Below are 22,692 nucleotides of genomic sequence, written 5' to 3' on the forward strand. Positions count from 1 at the left end.
CAAGTTCATTTTTTCTTATAGTCTTTTTCCGACATTAATACGGTTAATGGCACGTTGCAAAGCAATCTTAGCACGACGTTCTTGGTCAATCAAGTGTTTGTCTTGTGCTTCTTCAATTTCACGCTCTGCTCGAAGTTTGGCACGTTCTGCACGACTAACATCGATATCACGAGCACGTTCTGCAGAATCAGCAACGATTGTGATGGTATCATTGGCAATTTCAATAACGCCTCCGTTTACTGCAATCCAGTTCACGTGATCTTCATCATCAATACGTTTTACCTTTACTTCATCAACTGCTAAAACCGCAATCATATTTTCATGTCGTGGCAAGATCCCCATCTCACCATCCAGAGTTCGAACCGATACATAGCTGGCATGGTGATCATAGACGAGACCATCTGGTGTCACGATCTGGACAGTTAACTGAGCCATAGATCACCTCTTAAAATCCCATTTTTTCAGCTTTTGCAATTACATCTTCGATAGAACCTACACCACGGAAGGCATCTTCTGGCAAGTGGTCATGTTTACCATCAAGGATTTCCTTAAAGCCACGAACAGTTTCAGCAACTGGAACATAAGAACCTGGCTGACCAGTGAATTGTTCCGCAACGTTGAAGTTTTGCGACAAGAAGAACTGGATACGGCGAGCACGAGCAACCAAGGTCTTTTCTTCATCAGAAAGCTCATCCATACCAAGGATAGCAATGATATCTTGCAATTCATGGTAACGTTGAAGGACTCGTTTTACTTCAGCAGCAACTGCATAGTGCTCTTCTCCAACGATTTCAGGTGCCAAAGCACGTGAGCTTGAAGCAAGTGGGTCAACGGCTGGATAAATACCCAATTGTACCAACTTACGTTCCAAGTTTGTAGTAGAATCCAAGTGAGCGAAGGCTGTTGCTGGCGCAGGGTCAGTATAGTCATCCGCTGGCACATAGATAGCCTGGATAGAGGTTACAGAACCCTTCTTGGTTGATGTGATACGCTCTTGCAATTGACCCATTTCTGTAGCAAGTGTTGGTTGGTAACCAACGGCTGATGGCATACGACCCAAAAGGGCAGATACTTCTGAACCAGCCTGAGTGAAACGGAAGATATTATCGATAAAAAGAAGCACGTCTTGGCCTTCCACATCACGGAAGTATTCAGCGATTGTCAAACCAGTAAGGGCAACACGCATACGTGCTCCTGGTGGCTCATTCATCTGACCAAATACCATGGCTGTTTTCTCGATAACGCCTGATTCTTTCATTTCCCAGTAAAGGTCGTTCCCCTCACGAGTACGTTCCCCAACACCGGTAAATACTGAAATACCACCGTGTTCTTGGGCAATGTTGTGAATCAATTCTTGGATTAAGACGGTTTTACCAACTCCGGCACCACCGAAAAGTCCAACTTTACCACCTTTAAGGTAAGGGGCAAGAAGGTCGATAACCTTAATCCCTGTTTCAAGGATTTCAGAAGAGGTAGACAACTCATCAAAAGTTGGAGCTTTCTTATGAATTGGCTGACGCTCTGCGTCTTCTGTAAAAGGAGCTTCCAAGTCAATGGTGTCTCCCAAAACATTGAAGACACGTCCCAAAGTTTCTTTACCTACTGGTACAGAGATTGGACGACCTGTGTCCAATACTTCCATTCCACGAGTCAAACCATCTGTTGATTCCATGGCGATAGTACGGACCATACCATCTCCCAACTCCAAGGCTACTTCAAGGACGATTTTTGTTTTTATTTCGTCATTTTTGTAGACGACAAGTGCATTGTTAATCTCAGGAAGTTTTTCCCCTGCTGCAAACAAGACGTCTACAACGGGACCGATAACCTGAGCAATTTTACCTGAACTCATCTCCTTCTCCTATTCTATATAAGATACTGTCGGTTCCTAGTTCAACTAGGTCCTAATACTCTTCGAAAATCAAATTCAAACCACATCAGCGTCGCCTTACCGTACTCAAGTACAGCCTGCGGCTAGCTTCCTAGTTTGCTCTTTGATTTTCATTGAGTATAAGTTCATTTTCATACGAGCTGGACTAGAGCCTATTCTAAGGCACTAGCTCCTGCTACGATTTCTGTAATTTCTTGTGTAATCGCCGCCTGTCTGGCACGGTTATACTGAATTGTCAAATCATTAATGACTTTCTTAGCATTATCTGTCGCTGTTTGCATAGCTGTCATACCAGCAGCATTCTCAGCTGTCTTGGCATCGATAATAGCACCGTAAATCATACTTTCTGCAAACTGAGGTAACAACTGCTCCAGAATTTCTTCTCGGCTGGTTTCCAATTCAAAAGTCAAACTGTACTCTTCATCCGCTTCATTTGGATCCAAGTCAACAATCGGAAGCATTTGTTCCACACGCATTTGACTGGTTAGCGTGTTGACATGGTGGTTATAGCAGACATAGAGTTCATCAAAAAGTTCATTTTGGTACATTTCAACAGTTTTTGAAATGATCTTACGAACTTCATCAAAGCTAGGTTGGTCTGCCAAGCCACGTAGTTCATAAAGTGGTTGAATACCACGAGCCTTAAAGAAATCAGCTCCCATTCCACCGATACAGATCATTTCAAAACCTGTACCGTCTGGATGGTATTCTTCTTTCAACTCCATAACGGCTTTCAGAATAGAGGAATTATAACCTCCAACCAAACCGCGGTCTGAAGTGATGACGATATAGCCTGTCTTCTTCACTGGACGACTAATCAACATGGGATTGGTTGAACCACCAGCTCCATTACCATGAAGAATATCTGTCAAAAGTTTGCGAACTTTCTGAGCATAAACTTGGAAGTTACGAGCTGCTTCTTCAGAGCGACCTAGCTTAGCAGCCGATACCATCTGCATGGCATTTGTGATTTGACTCGTATTTTTTGTTGAGGCGATTTTTGTTTTAATATCATTTAGAGATACTGCCATCTGACACCTCTATTCTTATTGGAAGCTGGTTTGATTGAGAAACTCTGTAATCGCAGCATCCAAGACTGCTTCTTCTGGCAAGTCTTTTGTATCACGAATGGTTTCCAAAATCTCTGGATGTTGAGCGTCAAAGAAGGCATGGAACTCTTCCTCGAAACGAACAATTTCATCTACTGGAACAGTATCCAAGAAACCATGTGTCAAAGCATAGAGAATGGTTACTTGTTTCTCAACAGGTAATGGTTTGTGAACAGGTTGTTTCAAAACTTCAACTGTACGACGTCCACGGTTCAACTTAGCCTGTGTTGCTGCATCCAAGTCAGAACCGAACTTAGTGAAGGCTTCCAACTCACGGTATGAAGCAAGGTCGATACGAAGTGTACCAGCAACCTTCTTCATGGCTTTGATTTGTGCAGAACCACCTACACGAGAGACAGATGAACCCGCATCGATGGCTGGACGAATACCCGCATTGAAGAGACCATCACCAAGGAAGATTTGTCCATCAGTGATAGAAATCACGTTGGTTGCGATATAGGCAGAGATATCTCCTGCTTGTGTCTCGATAAATGGTAGGGCTGTAATTGATCCACCACCAAGCTCATCAGAAACTTTAGCCGAGCGTTCAAGCAAACGACTGTGAAGGTAGAAAACATCCCCTGGGAAAGCTTCACGACCTGGAGGACGACGAAGCAAGAGAGAGAGTTCACGATAGGCTACCGCTTGTTTTGAAAGATCATCATAAACAATCAAAACATGCTTGCCTTGGTACATAAATTCTTCTGCCATGGCAACCCCAGCATAAGGAGCTAGGAAGAGCAATGGAGATGGTTGTGAAGCAGAAGCTGTCACAACGATTGTGTAGTCCAAGGCACCGTACTGACGAAGTGTTTCTACTTGAGTACGAACTGTTGATTCTTTTTGTCCAATCGCTACGTAGATACAGATCATATCTTGACCTTTTTGGTTCAAGATTGTATCAATCGCAATGGTTGTTTTCCCTGTCTGACGGTCACCGATAATCAACTCACGTTGACCACGACCAATCGGTACAAGGGCGTCAATAGCTTTCAAACCAGTTTGCAATGGTTCTGATACAGACTTACGTTGCATAACACCAGGAGCTGGCGCTTCTACTGGACGAGTTTTATCAGTGTGGATTTCTCCAAGACCGTCAACTGGACGACCGAGGGGATCCACAACACGACCAATCAGACTTTCACCAACTGGGACTTCCATGATTTTACCTGTACGGCGGATTGTATCGCCTTCACGGATATCTGTAAAGTCACCTAGGATGATAATACCGACATCAGTTGACTCCAAGTTTTGAGCCATACCATAAGAGCCGTTTTCAAAAATCAACAACTCTCCACTCATGGCATTTTCAAGACCGTGAGCACGCGCGATACCATCCCCGATATAGGTTACAACACCTGTTTCAGTCACATCAAAATTGGGTTTGAAATTTTCAATTTGTTGCTTAATTAAAGCGCTGATTTCTTGTGCGTTAATTGCCAAAAGAACACCACTTTCTATTTCAAATTTTCTTTAACAACTTTAAGTTGTTGTTTAATACTCACATCAATTGTCTTGTGATTGGCAAAAATGACAAAACCACCAATGAGACTTTCATCGATTTGTTCTTTTACACTCCTTACTTTCAGAGACATTTTTTTCTCAATCAAAGGGAGCAAGCGACTCTTCTGTTCATCAGTTAAAGGATGAGCTGACATAATCGTCACTTCAAATCGATTTGTTTCTTTTTCAAGTCGGTTCAAGCAATCTACAAGCACATCATAAAAAAGATTTGCTCTGTGATTGTATGCTAGAACCTGGATCAAGTTTTGCAATAGAGGTGACACTGAGTCTTGGAAGAAAGCAATCGTTTTTTCCTTGTCAGACTCGTCTACTGCCACTTTTTTTAAAAAAGAAGGTAAACCTGTTTCTTCAGCAACTTGCTTGATTTGAGTCAAGTCTGAAAAAATACGGTCTTCTTCTCCTTTTTCAAGTACCAATTGGACAAAAGGCATGCTGTATTTTTCAATTACCTTTACTGTTTTCTTGTCCATTAAGCTTCTCCTAGCTGATCGATATACTGATCAATGAGTTCTTTATGGGCATGACTGTCAAGGTTTTGTGAGATGATTTTACCAGCCAAGCTGATTGTCAAATCTGCTACCTCACCCTTAACGCTTTGTAAAGCTTCAGCTTTGTTTTGAGCAATTTCTTGGTTTGCTTTTTCTTTTAAGCGTCCTGCTTCTAGTTTAGCATCTGCTAAAATACTAGCCTTACTTTTCTCAGCTGTTTCTTTCGCATTCTCAATGATTGTCTTAGCTTCTTTACGGCTACCAGCCAATTCATCTTCGCGTTTTTGAGCCAATACTTCTGCTTTTTGACGTGCTTCTTCAGCTCTGTCAATATCTGAAGCAATTTTTTCAGCTCTTTCTTCGAAAATGCTAGCCAAATTTGACCAAGCGTATTTCTTAACCAAGACTAGCAAGAGAATAAAGGAACCAGCGATTAGTATAAAATCACCAAGTAATTCACCTACTGTTACATTCATAAACTACTCCTTTCTATTCTTCATCATTAATTTTATTTCCTAGGTACATTGAAGATAACAATGTAAATACATATGCCTGTACACAAGAAATAAAAACAGAAAATGCAGTCCAGATTAGATTTGTTCCAAAAGCAATAGGATACCAATAGAAGGCCTGATGAGAAAGTAGGACTAACATACTTGCCATCACTTCCCCTGCAAAGATATTACCAAAGACCCGCAATGCAAGTGAAAGGAGATTGGTAACTTCTTCCAAGAGATTCATTGGTGTCATAAAACCTGGTGTTACAAATGCTTTTAAATACTTTTTGATTCCACGACGACGAATTCCTTCTACGTGTGTCATTAAGATAATTGTAAAAGACAAGACCAAGTCAAATGACAAATTTGCTGTTGGTGAGGTCCAAAGATTTACACCATCTGTAGTCTGAATTCTAGCCATTAAGCCAATATTATTTGCAATGGCCATAAATAGGAATAAACAGAAATAAAAGAGAGAATAATCCTTTATCATTGGACCAAGGTTTGATTTTGTAAATCCAACAACAAAATCAAATAAATACTCTAATACATTTTGTTTTCCTGTGGGTCTCAAAGTCATATTTCGAGTTGCCCAATAAATAAAGCCAAAAATAAGTGCTACAGTCAACAAAGTCAAAACTACTATGGTTAAATTAAAGGTAACAGGACCAATATTGATGGTTGGATTAATACTTTCTTCCATCTAAAATCCTCCCTTTTTCAATTTATACTTCTTTTATTTGATGATAAATGAAAAGACAAGAGTAACGAAGAAAGTACCTTCAATAAAGGCAACCCCTAGGATCATCAAACTACGTAGTTCTGAGATGATATCTGGTTGGCGAGCAACTGATTTCAACAAACCGTTCATCAACATACCTTCACCAAGAGATACACCCATACAGGCAAGACATAGACCGAAAAATGTTAAATTCATGACGAATTCTCCTTTTAATTAAAATTTACTTACTTAGTTTAGTCCTAAAAATTGGATTTGTCAACTTTTTACTAACATTGAAAGCGTTTAATGAAAATTATTTACAATTTTACTATTTTTGAGTCTATTATATAGAAAACTTTGGAAATAATTTGTAATAAATCCGTCCATTATCTAGACCTTTCTGAAAAATAATGAAAAAATCCGAGATGAAATCTCGGATGGAATTTAATATATTTTTCAACTTTTTTTCTTTTAGTGACTCGACTTAAAGGGAAAGCAACCAGAAATCATTCATTTCCTTCATGCTTCTTAAGCTCGAACTGTGACGCTGGTTCCATCTTCCTTATAAAGATTGATAAGACCTTCTTTTAATGCACGAACCATGTCTCCTGCTTGAACAGGTTGTGGAACCTTAATAGTCAATAGTTCCATTGGATTTGGTGCGCGGTCAATTTTATTGCCTTTGGCATCGTGCAAATCTTCGATATAAGTTTCAAAATGACGGAAACCTGGGCCATAAAACTCAACTTGGTCCCCCTCATTAATGACATTCCGTTGACGAATGGTTGCTGTTTGTGTCGCATCATCATAAGAAACGACTTCAGCAACAAACTTGTACTCAGGAATTTTACGACGAGCACCAAACAACTGCTCATTTTCAGATGGTGTACCGTAGTAGAAACCTGTTGCCAATTCACGTTGGGCGACCTTCCACATCTCATCAATCAAGTCTTGTTTGATCGCTTCAAACTTTTCAGGACTTTCTAGATAAGCATCAACAGCAGCCTTGTAGCAGTTTGTTACTGTGGATACGTAGTGAATAGACTTCATACGTCCTTCGATTTTGAGACTGTCTACTCCATTTTCAATCATATCTGGAATATGGTCAATCATAGACATATCAACGGCTGACATTGAAAATTCTTCAGGAATCTCACCTTTCAAGCTCTTACGTTCTTTCCCAAATGGCATATCGTAGAGATCATATTTCCAACGGCAAGACTGAGAACACCCTCCACGGTTGGCATCACGCATACTCATGTGGTTTGAAAGAGTACAACGACCTGAGTAAGAAATACACATAGCTCCATGGACAAAAGCTTCAATCTCAACGTCTGTGCGTTTGCGGATTTCTGCTAATTCTTGCATTGAAACCTCACGCGCCAAAACGACACGCGTCAAGCCCAATTCTTTCCAGAACTCAAGGGTTTCATAGTTAGTGGCACTGGCTTGAGTAGAGAGGTGGATTTCAAGACCAGGCGCTTCTGTCGCTGCAATCATAATCAAGGCTGGGTCAGATACAATAACTGCTGCAATCCCGATATCACGCAGTTTACGGAACCACTCACCAGCTCCCTTTTCATTTCCTTCGTGCATAACCATGTTGGCAGCTACATAGACCTTAGCCCCATACTTGGCCGCAAACTGGACGCCTTCTTCCATCTGGTCAAAGGTAAAATTTCCGGCACGGCTACGAAGACCATAGGCCTGACCACCGATAAAGACAGCATCTGCTCCATATTGAACAGCTACTTTTAGCTTCTCTAAAGTTCCTGCAGGTGATAAAACCTCAGGACGTTTTAATGTTTTTGTCATGTTTTCTCCTATTTGCAATATAAAAGTTTGACGTTTTTCCTTCTCATTTTATAGTAAATAAGTGATAAAATCAAGCCTAGATAAATTGTTTTGACAATTCTAATCTTTTAAGCTTTGTATAATAATTGTTAAACTATCGAATATAAACCAATTTTAACAAGTAGCCAAAAAGTCTAGAAAAGTAAAAACCAGTATCCAATGATACTGGCTCATTAAACTACATAAATTAGTCCTTAAATGACTACTCCCACTCAACTGTTGCAGGTGGTTTACTTGTAATATCATAGACGATGCGGTTAACGTGGTCCACTTCGTTTACGATACGTACAGAAATCTTTTGAAGGACATCCCAAGGAATTTTTGCAAAGTCAGCTGTCATACCATCGATAGAAGTGATTGCACGGATTGCAATTGTGTAGTCGTACGTACGACCGTCACCCATAACACCGACTGAACGAACACCTGTATTAACTGTGAAGTATTGCCAGATATCGCGGTCAAGACCAGCTTTGGCAATTTCTTCACGAAGGATAGCATCTGACTCACGAACTGTTTCTAGTTTCTCTTCAGTGATTTCACCCATGACACGGATAGCAAGTCCTGGTCCTGGAAATGGTTGGCGCCATACGATATGGTCTGGCATACCAAGCTCTGTACCAAGAGCACGAACCTCATCTTTATAAAGAGTATTGAGTGGTTCAATCAATTCAAATTGCATGTCTTCTGGAAGACCACCCACGTTGTGGTGTGACTTGATAGTTTGAGCTGTATCCGTACCAGACTCGATCACGTCGGTATATAAGGTACCTTGAGCAAGGAATTTCACATCTTTGAGCTTGCTTGCTTCGTCATCAAATACATAGACAAACTCATTACCGATGATTTTACGTTTTTGTTCAGGGTCAGAAACGCCAGCAAGTTTATCAAGGAAACGTTTAGCAGCGTCTGCTTTGACGATATTCAAACCAAACTTACCACCAAGCATGTCCATAACTTGGTCCGCTTCTCCTTTACGAAGAAGACCGTGGTCTACGAAGATACAAATCAATTGATCGCCAATAGCCTTTTGGAGAAGAACTCCAACAACTGAAGAGTCAACACCACCTGATAGACCAAGAAGGACACGTTTATCACCGACGGTTTCACGAATTTTTTGGATCTGCATATCAATGAAGTTATCCATTGACCAGTCGCCTTTAGCCTTACAGATGTTAAGGGCAAAGTTACGAAGGATATCATTTCCGTATACAGAATGACGAACTTCTGGGTGGAATTGGATACCGTAAATGTGTTTATCTGGGTTTTCAATGGCTGCATAAGGGCAGTCAGCTGATGTTCCAGTACGAACAAAGTCAGCAGGAATCTCAGTGACCGCATCACCATGGCTCATCAAAACAGTCTGCTCGTCTGGTGTTGATTCAAAAAGAGCTGATGGTGTATGTGTTAGGGTTGATTGACCGTATTCACGATTTCCAGCATCACCTGCAGGAACAACTTTTCCTCCAAGTTTATGGGTCAATAACTGCATACCATAACAAATTCCCAAAATAGGAATTCCCAGTTCGAAGATCTCTGGGTCAATATCGAATGAACCATCTTCGTACACAGAGTTTGGACCACCTGAAAGGATGATTCCCACAGGATTGATTTCACGAACTTCAGCAGCTGAAATTTTATGGCTTTTTAGCTCTGAAAAAACACCAATCTCACGGATACGGCGTGAAATCAGCTGGTTGTATTGGCTACCATAGTCCAATACGATGATTTTTTCTACATCTTGCAAATCAGTTGAAATGTTGCTCATCTTTTTCCTTTCTCAAAAGAAATATCTTTTTTCAATATTCTATCACAAATAAGGGCGAATTACCAACTAAACAAGGCGAAGATTGACTTTTTCTAGTTTATTGGGGTACAATAGAGAAAAGATAGAAATGAAGTGAAAAATATGCTACCCGCTTATATGAAAATCCATGATCAGATTAAAAAGGATATTGACGAACATCGTTGGGCAATTGGTGAGAGACTTCCCAGTGAACGAGACTTAGCAGAGCAGTTTGCGGTCAGTCGCATGACCCTCCGCCAAGCTATATCTCTATTAGTTGAAGAAGGTGTTTTAGAGCGCAGAGTTGGAAGTGGCACCTTTGTATCCAGTACACGTGTACAAGAAAAGATGCGAGGGACAACCAGTTTTACTGAAATTGTTAAGTCCCAAGGTAAAGTACCCTCTAGCCAACTCATTTCCTACAGAAAAACCATTCCCAATGAACAGGAAGTTGCCAAGCTAGGAATTTCTCCAACGGAGAATATTATCCGAATGGAACGGGTTCGCTATGCCGACCAAGTTCCTCTAGTTTATGAAGTTGCTTCTATTCCTGAAAAATTCATTAAGGACTTTAAAAAAGAAGAAATCACCAGTCATTTCTTTCAAACTCTGCAAAAACACGGCTACCGTATTGGTAAATCACAGCAGACTATTTATGCTCGTCTTGCTAAGGAAAAAATTGCCCACTATTTGGAAGTTGAAAAAGGACATGCTATTCTAGGTTTGACTCAGGTTTCCTACCTAGAAGATGGTACTGCATTTGAATACGTAAAAAGTCAGTATGTAGGCGAACGCTTTGAATTTTATCTTGAAAATAATTAGATTACCACGCAAAAACTCTCTGTCACGGACGACAAAGAGTCTTTTTATTTTTCTAAGACTAAATCTTTCAACGAAATCAGAGTTACAGCAAACAATATCATTGCCATACCAAGAAAATCAATAGGATAAAATTGTTCATTCATAATTAGGAAGGCAAAGAAAACTGCCGAAATTGGCTCAATAGAAGCCAACAAGCTTGACTTGACCGGTCCAATCAGACTGGCTCCTTTTAAGAAGGCTGTATAGGCAAAGACAGTACCGATAAGGATAATGCCCGCAAATGCAAGGAGAAAATCAAGACTAGTTGGGATAGCAGTCTGTAGAACCCCTGTAAAAGGAAGGGCGACTAAACCTGCTATGACCATTCCCACACCAATGAGCAAACTGCTCCCCCACTTCTTAATCAAGGCTATGGGCAAAATGATATACAGTGCGTAAGTCAGAGCAGAAAAGAGACCCCAGAACAGGCCTGCAGGTGTCATGGATAACTGGTCCAACTGCCCATGAGTTGCAATCAGGAAGGTCCCTCCAATGGCTAATATGATGGAAACTATCTCTCCCAGTGTCGGTGCCACCTTATCCTTGATACAGCTATAAATCAAAATCCCGACAGGACAAACATACTGAAGCACCGTCGCGGTTCCTGCATTGGTCTCCTGAATAGCAGTTAGATAGGCAAATTGATTGAGGAAGAGACCAATTAGAGCAAAAATGAGAAGAGACAGTAAACTCTTTCTATCATTTAAAAAGGCCAGCATTCTATCCTTTGCAGTAGCATAAGTCAAGACCATGAGAATCCCACCAGCGATTAAAAGACGCAAGTTGGTCAAAACCAGAGCCGAAATTCCGTGTGCCATCAGGTATTGGCCACTCGTTCCTGACAAGCCCCAAGCAATCCCAGCCACAACTGTTAATAGAGTCCCTTTTAAACTGTTTGACATGTCTCTCCTTACTCTTCTTTGCGAATCAAGTCCATCACTTGATTGCGGTCTACAATCCATTGAGCCCTCTCATCCTTTTCATAGGTACGATTCGATAGAAAAATAGCCGCTTCTTGCTTCTGACGATTCCACATGATAAAGGTACCTGTATAGCCCGTATGGTCTAGCCAATCTTCTTCCAAATTCCATGCCAAAGAACGTTCCTTGTCATCCAAAGGAGAAAAAATTTGACTCAAATCTCTTGCGAAATCATCTGCTAAATAGTGTTCTAAAAAGATTTGTAAATCCTTTACAGTCGAAAATAAACCAGCACTACCAGCATGTCTGCCCAGGAGACGAGCTTTGGGATCATGTACCATGCCTACCTCTACACCTCTAACCGTTGGAACAGCAAGCTCAACAGGTCCAAATTGGGTTTCCGTCATTCTCCAAGGATTCCAAACTTGTTCTTGTAAAATCACATCCAAGTCTTGATTAAAGATTCTTTCCAAAATAAAACCCAACAGCAAAAAATGGACATCCGAATAAAGAAAGGCTGGCTGATTTCGTCTATTGAGATGAAACATCGCTTCCTTTAATTCTGAATCTGTTAAAAGATCACGATTGGGAATAAACGGATCAAGGTCTGTAGCGTGAGTTAAGAGCTGACGAATAGTGATGTCTGGATAATCACTCTCAGCTAAAAAATCTGTTACCGGTCTGTCAATATCTAATTGACCTTTTTCCCACAAGAAGGTAAAAACGGTACCAACCCCAACAACCTTGCTGACACTGGCTAGGTCGTAAACTAGTCCTGCCTCAGTCTGTAAGTCATGCTCTGGGTCACTCTGGCCTAAATAGAACTCCGTCCATTGATTGTCCTTAAAATACGCAAAAGAGGCTCCGGGATAAATCCCTGCCTCGATTTGTTCTTCTATTTTTTTAATAATCTTGGTCCACTTCATACTTCTTCAAACCACAATTCAACATTATTTCTATCTTTACCAAGGAAGAATTTTTCAGACTTAGGAATAAAATATTCGGTAGACTCAAATTTCTTGCGAAGACTTGCTATATCTAGTTCATTTACCAAGAACTTGATCATAGATAAATCCCAAGTAGCCGTATTGTCCACAGTCAAATCTTGACCCTGAGCTGGGATAAAATCAAGGGATGCCCCAATTTCAGATACTCCCAAGAAACTTTCGACATCAGTTGGGAGATGTAATTCCATAGAAATCTCAAATTTACTTAAAGAAATTGATTCCAAATCTGTTTGAAATTCAGGATTTTCTTCTACTTCTACTAGACTTTCTCTATCATCTTCCGCATGAATCAAAACCAAATCATCTTCTGGAGAGTAAATTTCAAAAGCGTAGCCGTTTTGACCTTTATATAATTGATGAATCGAATCTGTTTTAGATAAGAGTTCTTCGATTTCCAAGGGATTTTCCACCTTGACAATCAATCTAGCTAGTTTTTTTCTTCCCTCTACCTTACGAGTGCGCATACTTGGAGCTTCTTCTAAAACCAGCTTTTCTAGACCTGTTTGATCACCTAGTGACAGAAAGGCTGACTCTTCTAACAAGGCCTTCATGCCAAGGGTTTCTATATAAAATGTTTCATTTAATTTTCTATTATTAACTTTTAAAGTAGGAATAATCCGTACAATCTGATTTACATTCATAAATTCCTCCAACTCTTTTATTTTAAAGGATTTTAGAATTTTTTACAAGAAATTATGCTCAGATTTACTGATTTTTCGTAAAAATTTCACTTAAAAAACCGAGGATTTCCTCGGTTTCAATTTCTTATAGGTAAAGGAATTTGAAGATAGCTACTGCCGCAATTGCTGCTGCAATCGGTGCTACTACTGGTACCCAAGAATACCACCATTTTGAATCACCTTTGTGCTCACCAAGAACTGATTTTGGAAGGAAAGCATGAAGGAGACGTGGTCCCAAGTCACGGGCTGGGTTCAAGGCAGGCCCTGTAGGTCCACCAAGTGATGTTACCAAGGCCATAACAAGGAATCCAAGTGCCAAGTGAGCAATTCCAAGACCAGAAGTCATAAATGGCGCTACTTGTTCTTTAGCTTGGTCAAGTGCTGCTGTTACTTGTTCTTGAGGAATTGTTTGACCTTGAGTAGTTGCTTGTGCAACTTGAGCATTGATAGCAGCTTGTGCTTTTGATACTAGTTCAGCACCAAAGAAGTTTTTAGTCATACCAAGGGCTGCAAAGAAAAGAACAAATGAACCAACAAACTCATTTACAAAACCATTAACAGTTGCTGCAAAACGTGATTCTTTTGTACCATTATCCAAACTTGAAATGGTTGAGAAAGTACCCAAAATGTTGTTTGGATTTTCAGTTTTCAAGTAATATGGGCGGTGTGTTGCCACAACCAAGGCTTGACCAAAGATAGCACCCAAAACTTGTGCGATGATATAAGGCGCAACTTGTGCCCAAGGGAAGAGACCGCTGATCGCAAGTCCAAGAGTGAAGGCTGGGTTGATGTGGTTACCTGATACGTTACCAAACATCAAGGCTGGGATCATAACCCCCATACCATAACCAACAGCGATAACGATCCAGCCACTTTGGTGACCTTTCGTACCTTTAAGTTCAACGTTGGCAACTGCACCATTTCCAAGAATGATCAAAATAGCAGTGGCCAAAAATTCAGTGGCATATTTAATTGCCCATGTGAAATCCATTTGATAGATTCTCCTTAAAATTTTTTAGACAATCCTTATTCTATCAATTTTTATATCTTTTAGCAACAGGTTTTCTAAAAGAATGTATGAGAAAGCGGTTTTATTTCTCTTATTAAAACAAAAGGATTAAGGGGATCCATTTCCTTAATCCGAGAGTTCTTATTCTTGACGTTGTCCGAAATCTGCAATCATCTGCTCCATTTCTTGTCGACTCGGAGTTGTCAACATATAAAGGTAATCCCCTTGAAGTTCCGCAAAGGCCGCTGGCATGATTTTTTTAACCTTGAACTGATGGCTGTATTTGGCAAGCAAGTCCTCCTCAGAATAAACATAGTGAGCATTTGCACGGCGAGAAGTAGCCAAACAATACTGAGCTTCAAACTCTGACGCTGGGAACTCCTCTCCTGCGACAATAGCCGCATAGCCACGATAAAGATCCAAGGAATGAGCAAAGTTATAAACATCAATAGTGAAACCACCTGCAGGGCGGTTATTGTACTCAATGGCGATGTAATCATCCCCTTCACGGAAGAACTCAATATGGAAGAACCGTTCTTTCATACCAAATTCCTTGACAATCGCTTCACCATACTTGCGAAGTTTAGGATCCATGTCCTTAAGAACATAGTAGGAATTGTCCATCTTGTAAATCATAAGATCCAGAGGTGTATAGGCGTAATCAAAAGTCGTTGAGAAGACAATCTTTCCATCCTTGTCCACAAGTCCGTCAAAGGTACAGATTTCGCTAGAAGTGACAAATTTTTCAAAGAAATAAACGGTTGAATGGTCCCACTCAGCCTTGAAGTGATTGATATCGTCCTCTGTCTCAAGCTTAAAGGTTGCTGCCGCTCCCACTCCGTTATCAGGTTTGGCAATCATTGGAAGGCCAATTTCATTCACAGCTTGATCCACATCTGCTTCCGTCTTGATAACAGCTCCAGGTACCACGGGGACACCTGCTTTTTTGAACAATTTCTTCATTTCAGACTTAAATTTAGTCTTTTTGAGGTCCTCTGGTTTGGCACCAAAGACATTAAATTGTTCTCTGAGTGTTGCATCCAGCTCAAGCCAGTATTCATTATGGGACTCGATGCGATCGATAGGACCATGCTTGTAGAAAAGAAATGCAACTGCACGCTTGACTTCGTCTACATTTTCAAGATTATCAACACGGAAATACTCAGTCAGGCTAATGCGTAAGGGCTCATCCAATTGCTCGTAAGGTTCTTGGCCAATTCCCAAGACTGTGATGCCTTTATTAGCTAGTTCAATAGTAAACTGTTGAAAGTTTTGCGGATAGTAGGGAGAAATAACAAGGTAATTCATAGGTCACTCCTTTTATAAATAGAGATTGCCAAGGAAATAAGGCATTTGTTTGCGCCACCATTCCCAGTCGTGGGCGACATCGTGTCCCCATTCAGCAAACCAGGCTGGAATTTGTTTCTGATCAAAGGCTTCTTTGAGCTTGTAAAAGGATGGTAAACCGTCTTGTTCCCAGGCTCCAAGACCCGTACACAGCACAATCTCTGCCTGACGGTAACGGTCAATAAACCAGCCGTCATTCTGATTCCAGATATAATCTACTGGCGAGTTTTGGTAAATGGCATCGTCATTGTAGTAATCACCGACAAAGAAACGTGCATCGTAAACACCACTAAGAGCAATCACCTTGGTAAAGACATCTGGATGCTGGAGGAAGAAATTGACAGCATGGTAGGCGCCCATTGAGCAACCTGTCGTCATCATACCATCAAACCAACCTGTCTTATGCTTGATAAAAGGAATGGCCTCCTCAATCACATAGCTCTCGTAGGCACGGTGCATCTCTGCTTGGTCGTGCCCATTTTTCCAAGTGGCCAACCAGCTCTCACTATCTACACTGGATAGGGTAAAGAACTGAACACGGCCTTCCTCGATAAAAGAAGCACAAGCATCAATCATGCCAAAATCATAGTATTCATTGTGACTACCACCTGATGAAGCAAAGACCACAACTGGAATCCCTGCATGTCCATAACGATTAAGGTACATTTCACGGTTAAGATTGCCACTCCAGTGGCTAAGGTTTTCAATATGCATTGGCTTTCTCCTTTTCTAACTTACCATTTCTCTGCAAAAAATCTCAGACAGTCTGGTAAATTCTCCGACCAAGGGATTTCACTATGGATGGCACCAGATTGAACTTTCAAGACAAGATTATCTAAGTGTACCCCACCTGCTATCAAATCATGGTAATACCGAAGAGACGAATCGATATAGGCTTGTTTGATATTACCAGCCATCAGGGTCTTGTCCGTATCATCTGCTTCTTCAGTTCCAACATAGATAAAGATACGCTGGTCAGGCGATAGTTTCTTGCGCTCGATATAGCGATTAAAAGCTTCTTGGTGGAGCCAGTTAGCAGATGAAAAGACACCTAGACAACCAATTTGATTTTGGTATTCCAAACCGATAAACTGGGTAATATTCCCTCCTAATGAGGAACCAATCATGGCTGTATGCTGGCGGTCTGCTTTTGTACGATAAGTTTCATCGATAAAAGGCTTGACCACCTCCATGACAAACTCGGCATACTCCACACCCTTACCGCCAAACTGCTGCCCTGGGATAGGAGATTCTTGGAACTTCCAAGCCGCATACTCATTCATTCGCCCCATACCATCATTGTCAATGGCGACGACAATCATGCGACTGATATCAGGATTACGCTTAATAGCTGGGATAATCTTCCATGAATGGCCAATGAAAGAATCCTTACTATAAAAAACATTTTGCCCGTCATGAAAGTAAACAACAGGATAGGAACGATCCGTGTCTTTCTCATAATCTTTAGGAAGAAGAACACGTACACGGCGTTCCTTACCTGTATAAGGAACCTTGAGTTTGTGTTCTTTCATTTTTAAATAAAAGTAGGATTGATTCATTGTCAGAAAACTCTCTATATTCAAAATTTTATTTTATTATATCACAATTATAGAAAAAAAGTTAGTTTTGCTTCCACTTTTGGAATTAAAAACTAACTTTTTCATCTATTTTTCTAAATTCTTTTGGATTTTCTGATTAGAGAAGATTGTCAATCAAGTCATCGACTTCATCTTTTTCAGCCTGCGGTGTAATCTCAGTAATCATGATTCCAGACACTGCTCGCTCTACTAATCCTTCAACATCCATACGAGCTTCATACTGCTCCGCATTCTTAATCTTAGGATTTGTTTTCGGACGATCTGGCGCAAAAATCGTACAGCAGTCTTCAAAAGGCTGGATAGAAATTTCAAAGGTGTCAATTTCCTGAGCAATGTCAATGATTTCCAACTTATCCATTGTCACAACTGGACGGATGATGGGAGTGTTGGTAACAGCATTGATAGCCTGCATGCTTTCTAAGGTCTGGCTAGCTACTTGACCAAGACTTTCCCCATTGATGATAACTAAACCATTTCGTACCTCACGAATACGGTCCGTAATACGCATCATAAAACGACGCGTCAAGGTCATAAGATAGGCTTCTGGCGCTTTAGCCTTGATTTCCTCTTGAATCTCTGTAAAAGGAACTTCGATAAACTGGATATTGCCCCCAAACTTGGTTAATTTACGAGTCAAATCTTGGGCTTTTTTAAGGGCACCAGGACTAGTATATGGTGGGCTGGCAAAATGAACAGCCTCAATATCCACTCCACGTTTCAATGCAAGATAACCTGCTACAGGTGAGTCAATCCCTCCTGACAACATAAGCATGCCTTTACCTGAAGTTCCAACTGGCAAACCACCAGCCCCACGAATGGTTTCATAAGAAAGATAGGCTGCTTCTTCACGTATCTCCACCTGAAGATTGATATCAGGACTTTTCATTTGAGCTTGCACATTTGGAATAGCTTCGAAAACAGCTCCTCCAAGTGTTTGATTGAGTTCACGACTATCCAAGTCAAAGTTGTGGTCGCTACGTTTACTAGAGATTTTAAAGGTCATGCCTTCCTTGTAGATATCTTTCATAATCTCTTGGACAGTAGACTTCAGAACTTCTACAGATTTTTCAACCTTATAAACAGGGGAAAAGTTTTGAATTCCAAATACTTGTTTGAGCGATTCTGCTACTGCTGTGTAATCTGCTCCATTGAGGTAAGCGTGGGCACGGTCGCGATCTGCTGTTACCTTAACTTGGGGATAGATAGACAAAACGTCTGAAATATTATTGCGAAGTTTATTGATGAAACGCATACGGTTTTTACCCTTGGTTGACAGCTCACCGTAACGAATCATAATTTCTGAATATTGCATGAATGCTCCTATCTTACTTTTCTAGTTTGATTGTAAATCAATTTTAACTTGGTCAAAAACTGCTCAATCTGACTCATATCATTTTCAAGGTCTAGGCTTAAACGTACAGCTGACTGGGCCTTATCCTTGTCCACTCTCATGGCAATCAAAGTCCCTGCAGGCTTCCCTGCCTTGGATGAACAAGCAGAGGTCGTTGAGATGAAAATATCATAGTCTTCAAAGGCATGAACAATGACTTCACCGCGAACACCCTTGATTCCAAAAGTCAGAATATGAGGGGCAAAGTCTTCCTCATCTGAAAAGACAAAAATATCTGGATAGTCCAGAAGGGCTTGGCGAATCACTGCCTTCATCTGCCCAGTCTTGCTAGTAAAGAAACCTAGCTTTTCCATAGACAAACGGAGAGCCTTGGCTGTCGCTGCAATTCCTGCCACATTTTCAGTTGTTGAACGATAATCACGCTCCTGACCACCACCAGTCAACAGAGGCGTAATCTTCTTGCCAGACTTGATATAGACAAATCCAACACCTCGAACTCCGTGAAACTTGTGACTAGAGAAAGTCGCAAAATCCACTCGTTCTGTCAGATACTTTTCAGTCGGAATCTTGGCAAGTGCCTGAACCGCATCAACGTGGAAGGAAATAGTCGGCTTGTCTGCTAACAGTTCTGAAATAGCCTCAATGGGCTGAACAGAACCGATTTCATTGTTCACAGCCATGACGGAAACGAGGGTCGTATCAGGTCTTATCAAATCTGCTAACGCTTTAACATCCACAAATCCTTTGTTATCAACTGGAGCAAAATCCACTTCAAATCCTTGACTTTTTAACCAGAGGGCTGACTCTTTGACTGCCGGATGTTCAATGGATGATACAATGATGTGCTTTCCAAACTGGGCTTTTTCAAAGGCCACACCCTTGATGACCCAGTTATCTCCTTCTGTCCCACCAGAAGTAAAGAAGATTTCATCGCTTTTCTTACCGATTAAATCTGCAATCTGTTGGCGGGAAGCATCTAAGATTCGTGTTGCCTGGTCTCCCAAACGATGAAGACTAGATGGATTTCCTAAAATTTTTGAAGACACCTGCATATAAGTTTCAAGGGCTTCAGGATAGGGCTTGGTCGTCGCCGAATTATCAAAGTAAATCATGTTTTCTCACACTTTCTAAAATCACTCCTTCTATTGTATCATGAAACGGTGCCTGCGACAAGAAAGGGCAATTCCTCTTTTTTTAAGATTTTTTTAAAGAAATGCGGTATAATAAATTTTAATTAAAGGAGAGAATGTATGTCTAATTATCGTAGAACTTCAAAACCAAAAACAGAACACATCAAAAAAGGCTTTACAGTCTTTCAAAAAACCGTTGCTACTATCGGTAGTATCCTTGGCTTAATTACCGCAAGTATCACGATTATGAACGCCTTGGATAATAACAAAAATACTAAAAAAGAACCTACGACAAGCCAGACGACAACCATTGTCAAAGAAATTCAAAAGGAATCCCCTCAGGAAAACACTAGTCCCAATAAGGAAAATAACACTTCTCAAGAAAAAACACAGCAAGAGGAAACACCAAAAGCTAGCGTCAAGGAAGAGAAAAAAGAAGAGCAGAAAACAGCAACTCAGGACTCTACTACTCCTGCTCCTACTCCAAGTAAACCTGCTACTGAAAATGAAAAACAGTCCAATAGTCCAACTTCGGAAAATAAAACTAATCAATAATCACTAAAATAGCCTCCTTCCAAACTTGGAAAGAAGCTATTTTTTTATTGTTGTAAAACTTTTCTTGGTTTGGTACCTTCAGCTGGACCAATGACACCTGCCATCTCAAGCTCTTCCATGAGACGGGTCGCACGGTTAAATCCAACTGACAAACGACGCTGAATCATAGATGCGCTAGCTTTCTGAGTTTCGATTACCAAAGCCTTGGCTTCTTCAAAAAGCGGATCTCCACCAGTTTCACCATCTGAGAATTCACCTTCATTTTCAGAAACCTCACCTGGATCAAAACTCTCATCGTAGTCCGCATCTGCCTGAGCCTTGATAAAGTTTACGATGCGTTCAACATCATCATCCGAGATAAAGGATCCTTGGAGACGAACTGGATGATTTTCATCAATCGGTTTAAAGAGCATATCTCCTCGACCAAGCAGTTTCTCAGCTCCATTTTCATCTAAAATAGTACGGGAGTCTGTTCCTGATGAAACTGCGAAAGCGACACGAGATGGGACATTGGCCTTGATCAGACCAGAAATGACATCAACGGATGGACGCTGGGTTGCAAGAATCATGTGGATACCTGCAGCACGCGCCTTCTGTCCGAGACGAATGATGGCATCTTCCACTTCCTTGCTGGCAACCATCATGAGGTCAGCCAACTCATCCACAATCACGACAATGAACGGTAGCGGAACCTGCTTGTACTCAGACTGGGCATTGAACTCTTCTACCTTGGCATTAAAACCTGCAATATTCCGAACTCCCACCTTGGCAAAGAGTTCATAACGATTTTCCATTTCATCCACAACCTTTTGCAGAGCCTTGCTAGCCTTACGTGGATTGGTCACAACTGGAATCAAGAGGTGGGGAATATCATTGTAAACAGACAACTCAACCATCTTGGGATCGACCATCATAAATTTAACTTGGTCAGGTCTCGCCTTCATGAGGATGCTAGCGATAATGCCGTTAACAGCTACTGACTTCCCTGAACCCGTTGAACCTGCGACGAGCAAGTGAGGCATTTTAGAAAGGTCAAAAGCTCTTGCGGTTCCATTAACAGCCTTCCCTAAAGGAATTTCCAAGAGATTTTCTGCTTTCGTTTGAGATTGTTCCCATAGTTCTCGGAAAGAAACTGTCGCAATCTCAGAGTTAGGTACTTCAATTCCCACTAAAGATTTCCCTGGGATAGGTGCTTCAATCCGGACATCCTTGGCTGCCAAGGCTAGAGCGAGGTCATCTGCTAGATTGGAAATGCGGTTAACCCGTACACCGACTGCTGGCTTGACTTCATACTTGGTCACTGACGGCCCAATTTCAGCCCGTTCAACCGTTACCTTAATACCAAAACTAGCAAAGGTTTCTTCTAAGATTTTGATATTTTCCCGAACGATTTTCTTCTCTTTAGACTGGTCTTTGGGTTTATCCGGTGCAAAGAGTTGTAAGCTTGGAAGTTTGTATTCAAGAGCCTCCTTGGCTGAAAAATCGACCTGAACATCTTCGTCATCAGAGTTATCTCCCTGTTCAGGGAATTCAAGTTCAGCTTGAGGCAGGATGATTTCTGGTTCTACCCACTCTTCTTCTGGAAAAGGTGGAACGTCAGGCACAACATCTGCTGTCAGAATTTCACCTGTTTCCATATCAATAGGAGGCAAATCGAGTAAGGCTTTTTCAGCCTCTTCTTGTTCTAATCTAGCCTCTTCCTCAGCCTTTTGGCGAGCTTTTTCTTCTTGTTTAACAAAGCGTTCCTCTTTTCGACGCTCATGCCCTTCTCGCCATTTGGCAAATCCTCTACTGAAGAATTCAGCAATATCGTAAACAGACCAAGGACTGATTAGGAGAGCGCCTGCTAAAATCAAGATAGAACCAATAAAGTAAGTGCCGATATTTGAGAAGAGAAAGGCTGTTGGCACATAGAGTCCAACACCAATCAAGCCTCCACCAGCAAAACTGGTCGTTCGAAAACCAGTTAAATCCGTCACAACCTGAGCCATGGTTCCTTTTAGAACGGACTTGTCCAAACCATATTTCCAAACCAAGTAAGCCTCGAAAATCAAGAGCAAACCAGCAAATATGGTTAAAAAGCCTGATAGGAGTCCTTCCTGTTTTCGTATCCACTTGAAAAAGAAGAGGTAGAGCAGGATACCAAATATTGCCAGATAAGCTAGGCTACCCACCAGCAAGCGAATTAAATTGTAAAGAGTTATACCCGCAGCCCCTAATTTGAAGGCTGCGAAAATCAATAAAATCGCGATTCCCAACGAAATCAACATTCTCTGAATAGCCTGTTTTCTTTCGAGTTCTGCTTTAGACGGTCTCCGTCTTGTTTTTGTAGTATTCTTGTTTGCCATTCTTCTATTATACCATATT

22 protein-coding genes are annotated in these 22,692 nt (G+C 41.1%); 2 read left to right on the plus strand and 20 right to left on the minus strand.

Features of this window, described 5'->3' with window-relative positions:
• Positions 1 to 15: 15 nt before the first annotated feature.
• From B7699_RS00910 to guaA, 10 genes are all read right to left on the minus strand, one after another.
• A complete protein-coding gene (locus tag B7699_RS00910; protein WP_084926882.1) occupies positions 16 to 435 on the minus strand; it encodes a F0F1 ATP synthase subunit epsilon in 420 nt (139 codons plus the stop codon).
• A gap of 10 nt (positions 436 to 445) precedes the next feature.
• Entirely contained in the window at positions 446 to 1,852 is a 1,407-nt protein-coding gene (gene atpD / locus B7699_RS00915; RefSeq protein ID WP_084926883.1) for a F0F1 ATP synthase subunit beta, read from the minus strand.
• A gap of 191 nt (positions 1,853 to 2,043) precedes the next feature.
• On the minus strand, positions 2,044 to 2,922 hold the full coding sequence (locus tag B7699_RS00925; RefSeq protein WP_000301221.1) for a F0F1 ATP synthase subunit gamma: 879 nt from the start codon (positions 2,920 to 2,922) through the stop codon (positions 2,044 to 2,046).
• Positions 2,923 to 2,937: 15 nt separating this feature from the next.
• A complete protein-coding gene (gene atpA / locus B7699_RS00930) occupies positions 2,938 to 4,443 on the minus strand; it encodes a F0F1 ATP synthase subunit alpha (protein WP_042900828.1) in 1,506 nt (501 codons plus the stop codon).
• A 14-nt stretch (positions 4,444 to 4,457) separates the two neighbouring features.
• Positions 4,458 to 4,994, minus strand: a complete 537-nt coding sequence (locus tag B7699_RS00935) for a F0F1 ATP synthase subunit delta (protein WP_084926884.1) — start codon at positions 4,992 to 4,994, stop codon at positions 4,458 to 4,460.
• The gene (gene atpF, locus B7699_RS00940) at positions 4,994 to 5,488 is read right to left on the minus strand and encodes a F0F1 ATP synthase subunit B (protein ID WP_084926885.1); all 495 of its coding nucleotides are present in this window, start codon (positions 5,486 to 5,488) and stop codon (positions 4,994 to 4,996) included. The genes B7699_RS00935 and atpF overlap by 1 nt, the downstream gene beginning before the upstream one ends.
• Positions 5,489 to 5,501: 13 nt before the next feature.
• Positions 5,502 to 6,212 carry a F0F1 ATP synthase subunit A gene (gene atpB / locus B7699_RS00945; RefSeq protein ID WP_000392870.1) on the minus strand — a complete coding sequence of 237 codons (711 nt, stop codon included), beginning with the start codon at positions 6,210 to 6,212 and terminating at the stop codon, positions 5,502 to 5,504.
• A 33-nt stretch (positions 6,213 to 6,245) separates the two neighbouring features.
• Positions 6,246 to 6,446, minus strand: coding sequence for a F0F1 ATP synthase subunit C (locus tag B7699_RS00950; RefSeq protein ID WP_001054560.1), 201 nt, complete (start codon positions 6,444 to 6,446; stop codon positions 6,246 to 6,248).
• Between the two features lie 312 nt (positions 6,447 to 6,758).
• Positions 6,759 to 8,045: a peptidase U32 family protein gene (locus B7699_RS00955; protein ID WP_084926886.1), complete on the minus strand. Its 1,287-nt coding sequence runs from the start codon at positions 8,043 to 8,045 to the stop codon at positions 6,759 to 6,761.
• Positions 8,046 to 8,286: 241 nt separating this feature from the next.
• Complete coding sequence (guaA, locus tag B7699_RS00960) at positions 8,287 to 9,849, minus strand: glutamine-hydrolyzing GMP synthase (protein WP_000065711.1); 1,563 nt, start codon at positions 9,847 to 9,849, stop codon at positions 8,287 to 8,289.
• 141 nt (positions 9,850 to 9,990) lie between these two features.
• On the opposite strand from guaA, the gene B7699_RS00965 reads away from it, so the two are divergent.
• Positions 9,991 to 10,689, plus strand: coding sequence for a GntR family transcriptional regulator (locus B7699_RS00965; protein ID WP_000936183.1), 699 nt, complete (start codon positions 9,991 to 9,993; stop codon positions 10,687 to 10,689).
• Between the two features lie 44 nt (positions 10,690 to 10,733).
• Here the strand turns inward: B7699_RS00965 and B7699_RS00970 are convergent, their stop codons facing one another.
• From B7699_RS00970 to B7699_RS01010, 9 genes are all read right to left on the minus strand, one after another.
• Positions 10,734 to 11,630, minus strand: coding sequence for a DMT family transporter (locus tag B7699_RS00970; protein WP_084926887.1), 897 nt, complete (start codon positions 11,628 to 11,630; stop codon positions 10,734 to 10,736).
• Positions 11,631 to 11,638: 8 nt separating this feature from the next.
• Positions 11,639 to 12,574, minus strand: a complete 936-nt coding sequence (locus B7699_RS00975; protein ID WP_084926888.1) for a serine hydrolase domain-containing protein — start codon at positions 12,572 to 12,574, stop codon at positions 11,639 to 11,641.
• A complete protein-coding gene (locus tag B7699_RS00980) occupies positions 12,571 to 13,296 on the minus strand; it encodes a CppA N-terminal domain-containing protein (RefSeq protein ID WP_049546711.1) in 726 nt (241 codons plus the stop codon). The genes B7699_RS00975 and B7699_RS00980 overlap by 4 nt, the downstream gene beginning before the upstream one ends.
• 124 nt (positions 13,297 to 13,420) lie before the next feature.
• Positions 13,421 to 14,326, minus strand: a complete 906-nt coding sequence (gla, locus tag B7699_RS00985; RefSeq protein ID WP_000348095.1) for an aquaglyceroporin Gla — start codon at positions 14,324 to 14,326, stop codon at positions 13,421 to 13,423.
• A gap of 159 nt (positions 14,327 to 14,485) precedes the next feature.
• The gene (locus B7699_RS00990) at positions 14,486 to 15,652 is read right to left on the minus strand and encodes an ATP-grasp domain-containing protein (RefSeq protein ID WP_084926889.1); all 1,167 of its coding nucleotides are present in this window, start codon (positions 15,650 to 15,652) and stop codon (positions 14,486 to 14,488) included.
• Between the two features lie 12 nt (positions 15,653 to 15,664).
• Positions 15,665 to 16,405 (minus strand): esterase family protein, encoded by a 741-nt coding sequence (locus tag B7699_RS00995; RefSeq protein WP_084926890.1) that lies wholly within the window; start codon positions 16,403 to 16,405, stop codon positions 15,665 to 15,667.
• 20 nt (positions 16,406 to 16,425) lie between these two features.
• Entirely contained in the window at positions 16,426 to 17,250 is an 825-nt protein-coding gene (locus tag B7699_RS01000; RefSeq protein WP_084926891.1) for an alpha/beta hydrolase, read from the minus strand.
• A 136-nt stretch (positions 17,251 to 17,386) separates the two neighbouring features.
• Complete coding sequence (gene thiI / locus B7699_RS01005) at positions 17,387 to 18,601, minus strand: tRNA uracil 4-sulfurtransferase ThiI (RefSeq protein WP_084926892.1); 1,215 nt, start codon at positions 18,599 to 18,601, stop codon at positions 17,387 to 17,389.
• Between the two features lie 8 nt (positions 18,602 to 18,609).
• Positions 18,610 to 19,752: a cysteine desulfurase family protein gene (locus B7699_RS01010; RefSeq protein WP_084926893.1), complete on the minus strand. Its 1,143-nt coding sequence runs from the start codon at positions 19,750 to 19,752 to the stop codon at positions 18,610 to 18,612.
• Between the two features lie 138 nt (positions 19,753 to 19,890).
• On the opposite strand from B7699_RS01010, the gene B7699_RS01015 reads away from it, so the two are divergent.
• Positions 19,891 to 20,325, plus strand: coding sequence for a DUF6556 family protein (locus B7699_RS01015; protein ID WP_033687159.1), 435 nt, complete (start codon positions 19,891 to 19,893; stop codon positions 20,323 to 20,325).
• 44 nt (positions 20,326 to 20,369) lie between these two features.
• Here B7699_RS01015 and B7699_RS01020 read toward each other — a convergent pair whose 3' ends face one another.
• Entirely contained in the window at positions 20,370 to 22,673 is a 2,304-nt protein-coding gene (locus B7699_RS01020; RefSeq protein ID WP_084926894.1) for a DNA translocase FtsK, read from the minus strand.
• Between the last annotated feature and the right edge of the window lie 19 nt (positions 22,674 to 22,692).

The sequence above is a fragment of the Streptococcus mitis genome (genome assembly GCF_002096835.1).
Taxonomy (GTDB): Bacteria; Bacillota; Bacilli; order Lactobacillales; family Streptococcaceae; genus Streptococcus; species Streptococcus mitis_W.

Excerpts from the sequence above, each read along its gene's own strand:
- B7699_RS00970 (WP_084926887.1), bottom strand. The coding sequence starts at position 11,630 with ATGTCAAACAGTTTAAAAGGGACTCTATTAACAGTTGTGGCTGGGATT.
- guaA (WP_000065711.1), bottom strand. The coding sequence starts at position 9,849 with ATGAGCAACATTTCAACTGATTTGCAAGATGTAGAAAAAATCATCGTA.
- B7699_RS00950 (WP_001054560.1), bottom strand. The coding sequence starts at position 6,446 with ATGAATTTAACATTTTTCGGTCTATGTCTTGCCTGTATGGGTGTATCT.
- B7699_RS01015 (WP_033687159.1), top strand. The coding sequence starts at position 19,891 with ATGTCTAATTATCGTAGAACTTCAAAACCAAAAACAGAACACATCAAA.
- B7699_RS01020 (WP_084926894.1), bottom strand. The coding sequence starts at position 22,673 with ATGGCAAACAAGAATACTACAAAAACAAGACGGAGACCGTCTAAAGCA.
- B7699_RS01010 (WP_084926893.1), bottom strand. The coding sequence starts at position 19,752 with ATGATTTACTTTGATAATTCGGCGACGACCAAGCCCTATCCTGAAGCC.
- B7699_RS00975 (WP_084926888.1), bottom strand. The coding sequence starts at position 12,574 with ATGAAGTGGACCAAGATTATTAAAAAAATAGAAGAACAAATCGAGGCA.
- B7699_RS00980 (WP_049546711.1), bottom strand. The coding sequence starts at position 13,296 with ATGAATGTAAATCAGATTGTACGGATTATTCCTACTTTAAAAGTTAAT.
- B7699_RS00965 (WP_000936183.1), top strand. The coding sequence starts at position 9,991 with ATGCTACCCGCTTATATGAAAATCCATGATCAGATTAAAAAGGATATT.
- B7699_RS00995 (WP_084926890.1), bottom strand. The coding sequence starts at position 16,405 with ATGCATATTGAAAACCTTAGCCACTGGAGTGGCAATCTTAACCGTGAA.
- B7699_RS00955 (WP_084926886.1), bottom strand. The coding sequence starts at position 8,045 with ATGACAAAAACATTAAAACGTCCTGAGGTTTTATCACCTGCAGGAACT.
- thiI (WP_084926892.1), bottom strand. The coding sequence starts at position 18,601 with ATGCAATATTCAGAAATTATGATTCGTTACGGTGAGCTGTCAACCAAG.
- atpD (WP_084926883.1), bottom strand. The coding sequence starts at position 1,852 with ATGAGTTCAGGTAAAATTGCTCAGGTTATCGGTCCCGTTGTAGACGTC.
- atpF (WP_084926885.1), bottom strand. The coding sequence starts at position 5,488 with ATGAATGTAACAGTAGGTGAATTACTTGGTGATTTTATACTAATCGCT.
- atpB (WP_000392870.1), bottom strand. The coding sequence starts at position 6,212 with ATGGAAGAAAGTATTAATCCAACCATCAATATTGGTCCTGTTACCTTT.
- B7699_RS00925 (WP_000301221.1), bottom strand. The coding sequence starts at position 2,922 with ATGGCAGTATCTCTAAATGATATTAAAACAAAAATCGCCTCAACAAAA.
- gla (WP_000348095.1), bottom strand. The coding sequence starts at position 14,326 with ATGGATTTCACATGGGCAATTAAATATGCCACTGAATTTTTGGCCACT.
- B7699_RS00990 (WP_084926889.1), bottom strand. The coding sequence starts at position 15,652 with ATGAATTACCTTGTTATTTCTCCCTACTATCCGCAAAACTTTCAACAG.
- B7699_RS01000 (WP_084926891.1), bottom strand. The coding sequence starts at position 17,250 with ATGAATCAATCCTACTTTTATTTAAAAATGAAAGAACACAAACTCAAG.
- B7699_RS00910 (WP_084926882.1), bottom strand. The coding sequence starts at position 435 with ATGGCTCAGTTAACTGTCCAGATCGTGACACCAGATGGTCTCGTCTAT.
- B7699_RS00935 (WP_084926884.1), bottom strand. The coding sequence starts at position 4,994 with ATGGACAAGAAAACAGTAAAGGTAATTGAAAAATACAGCATGCCTTTT.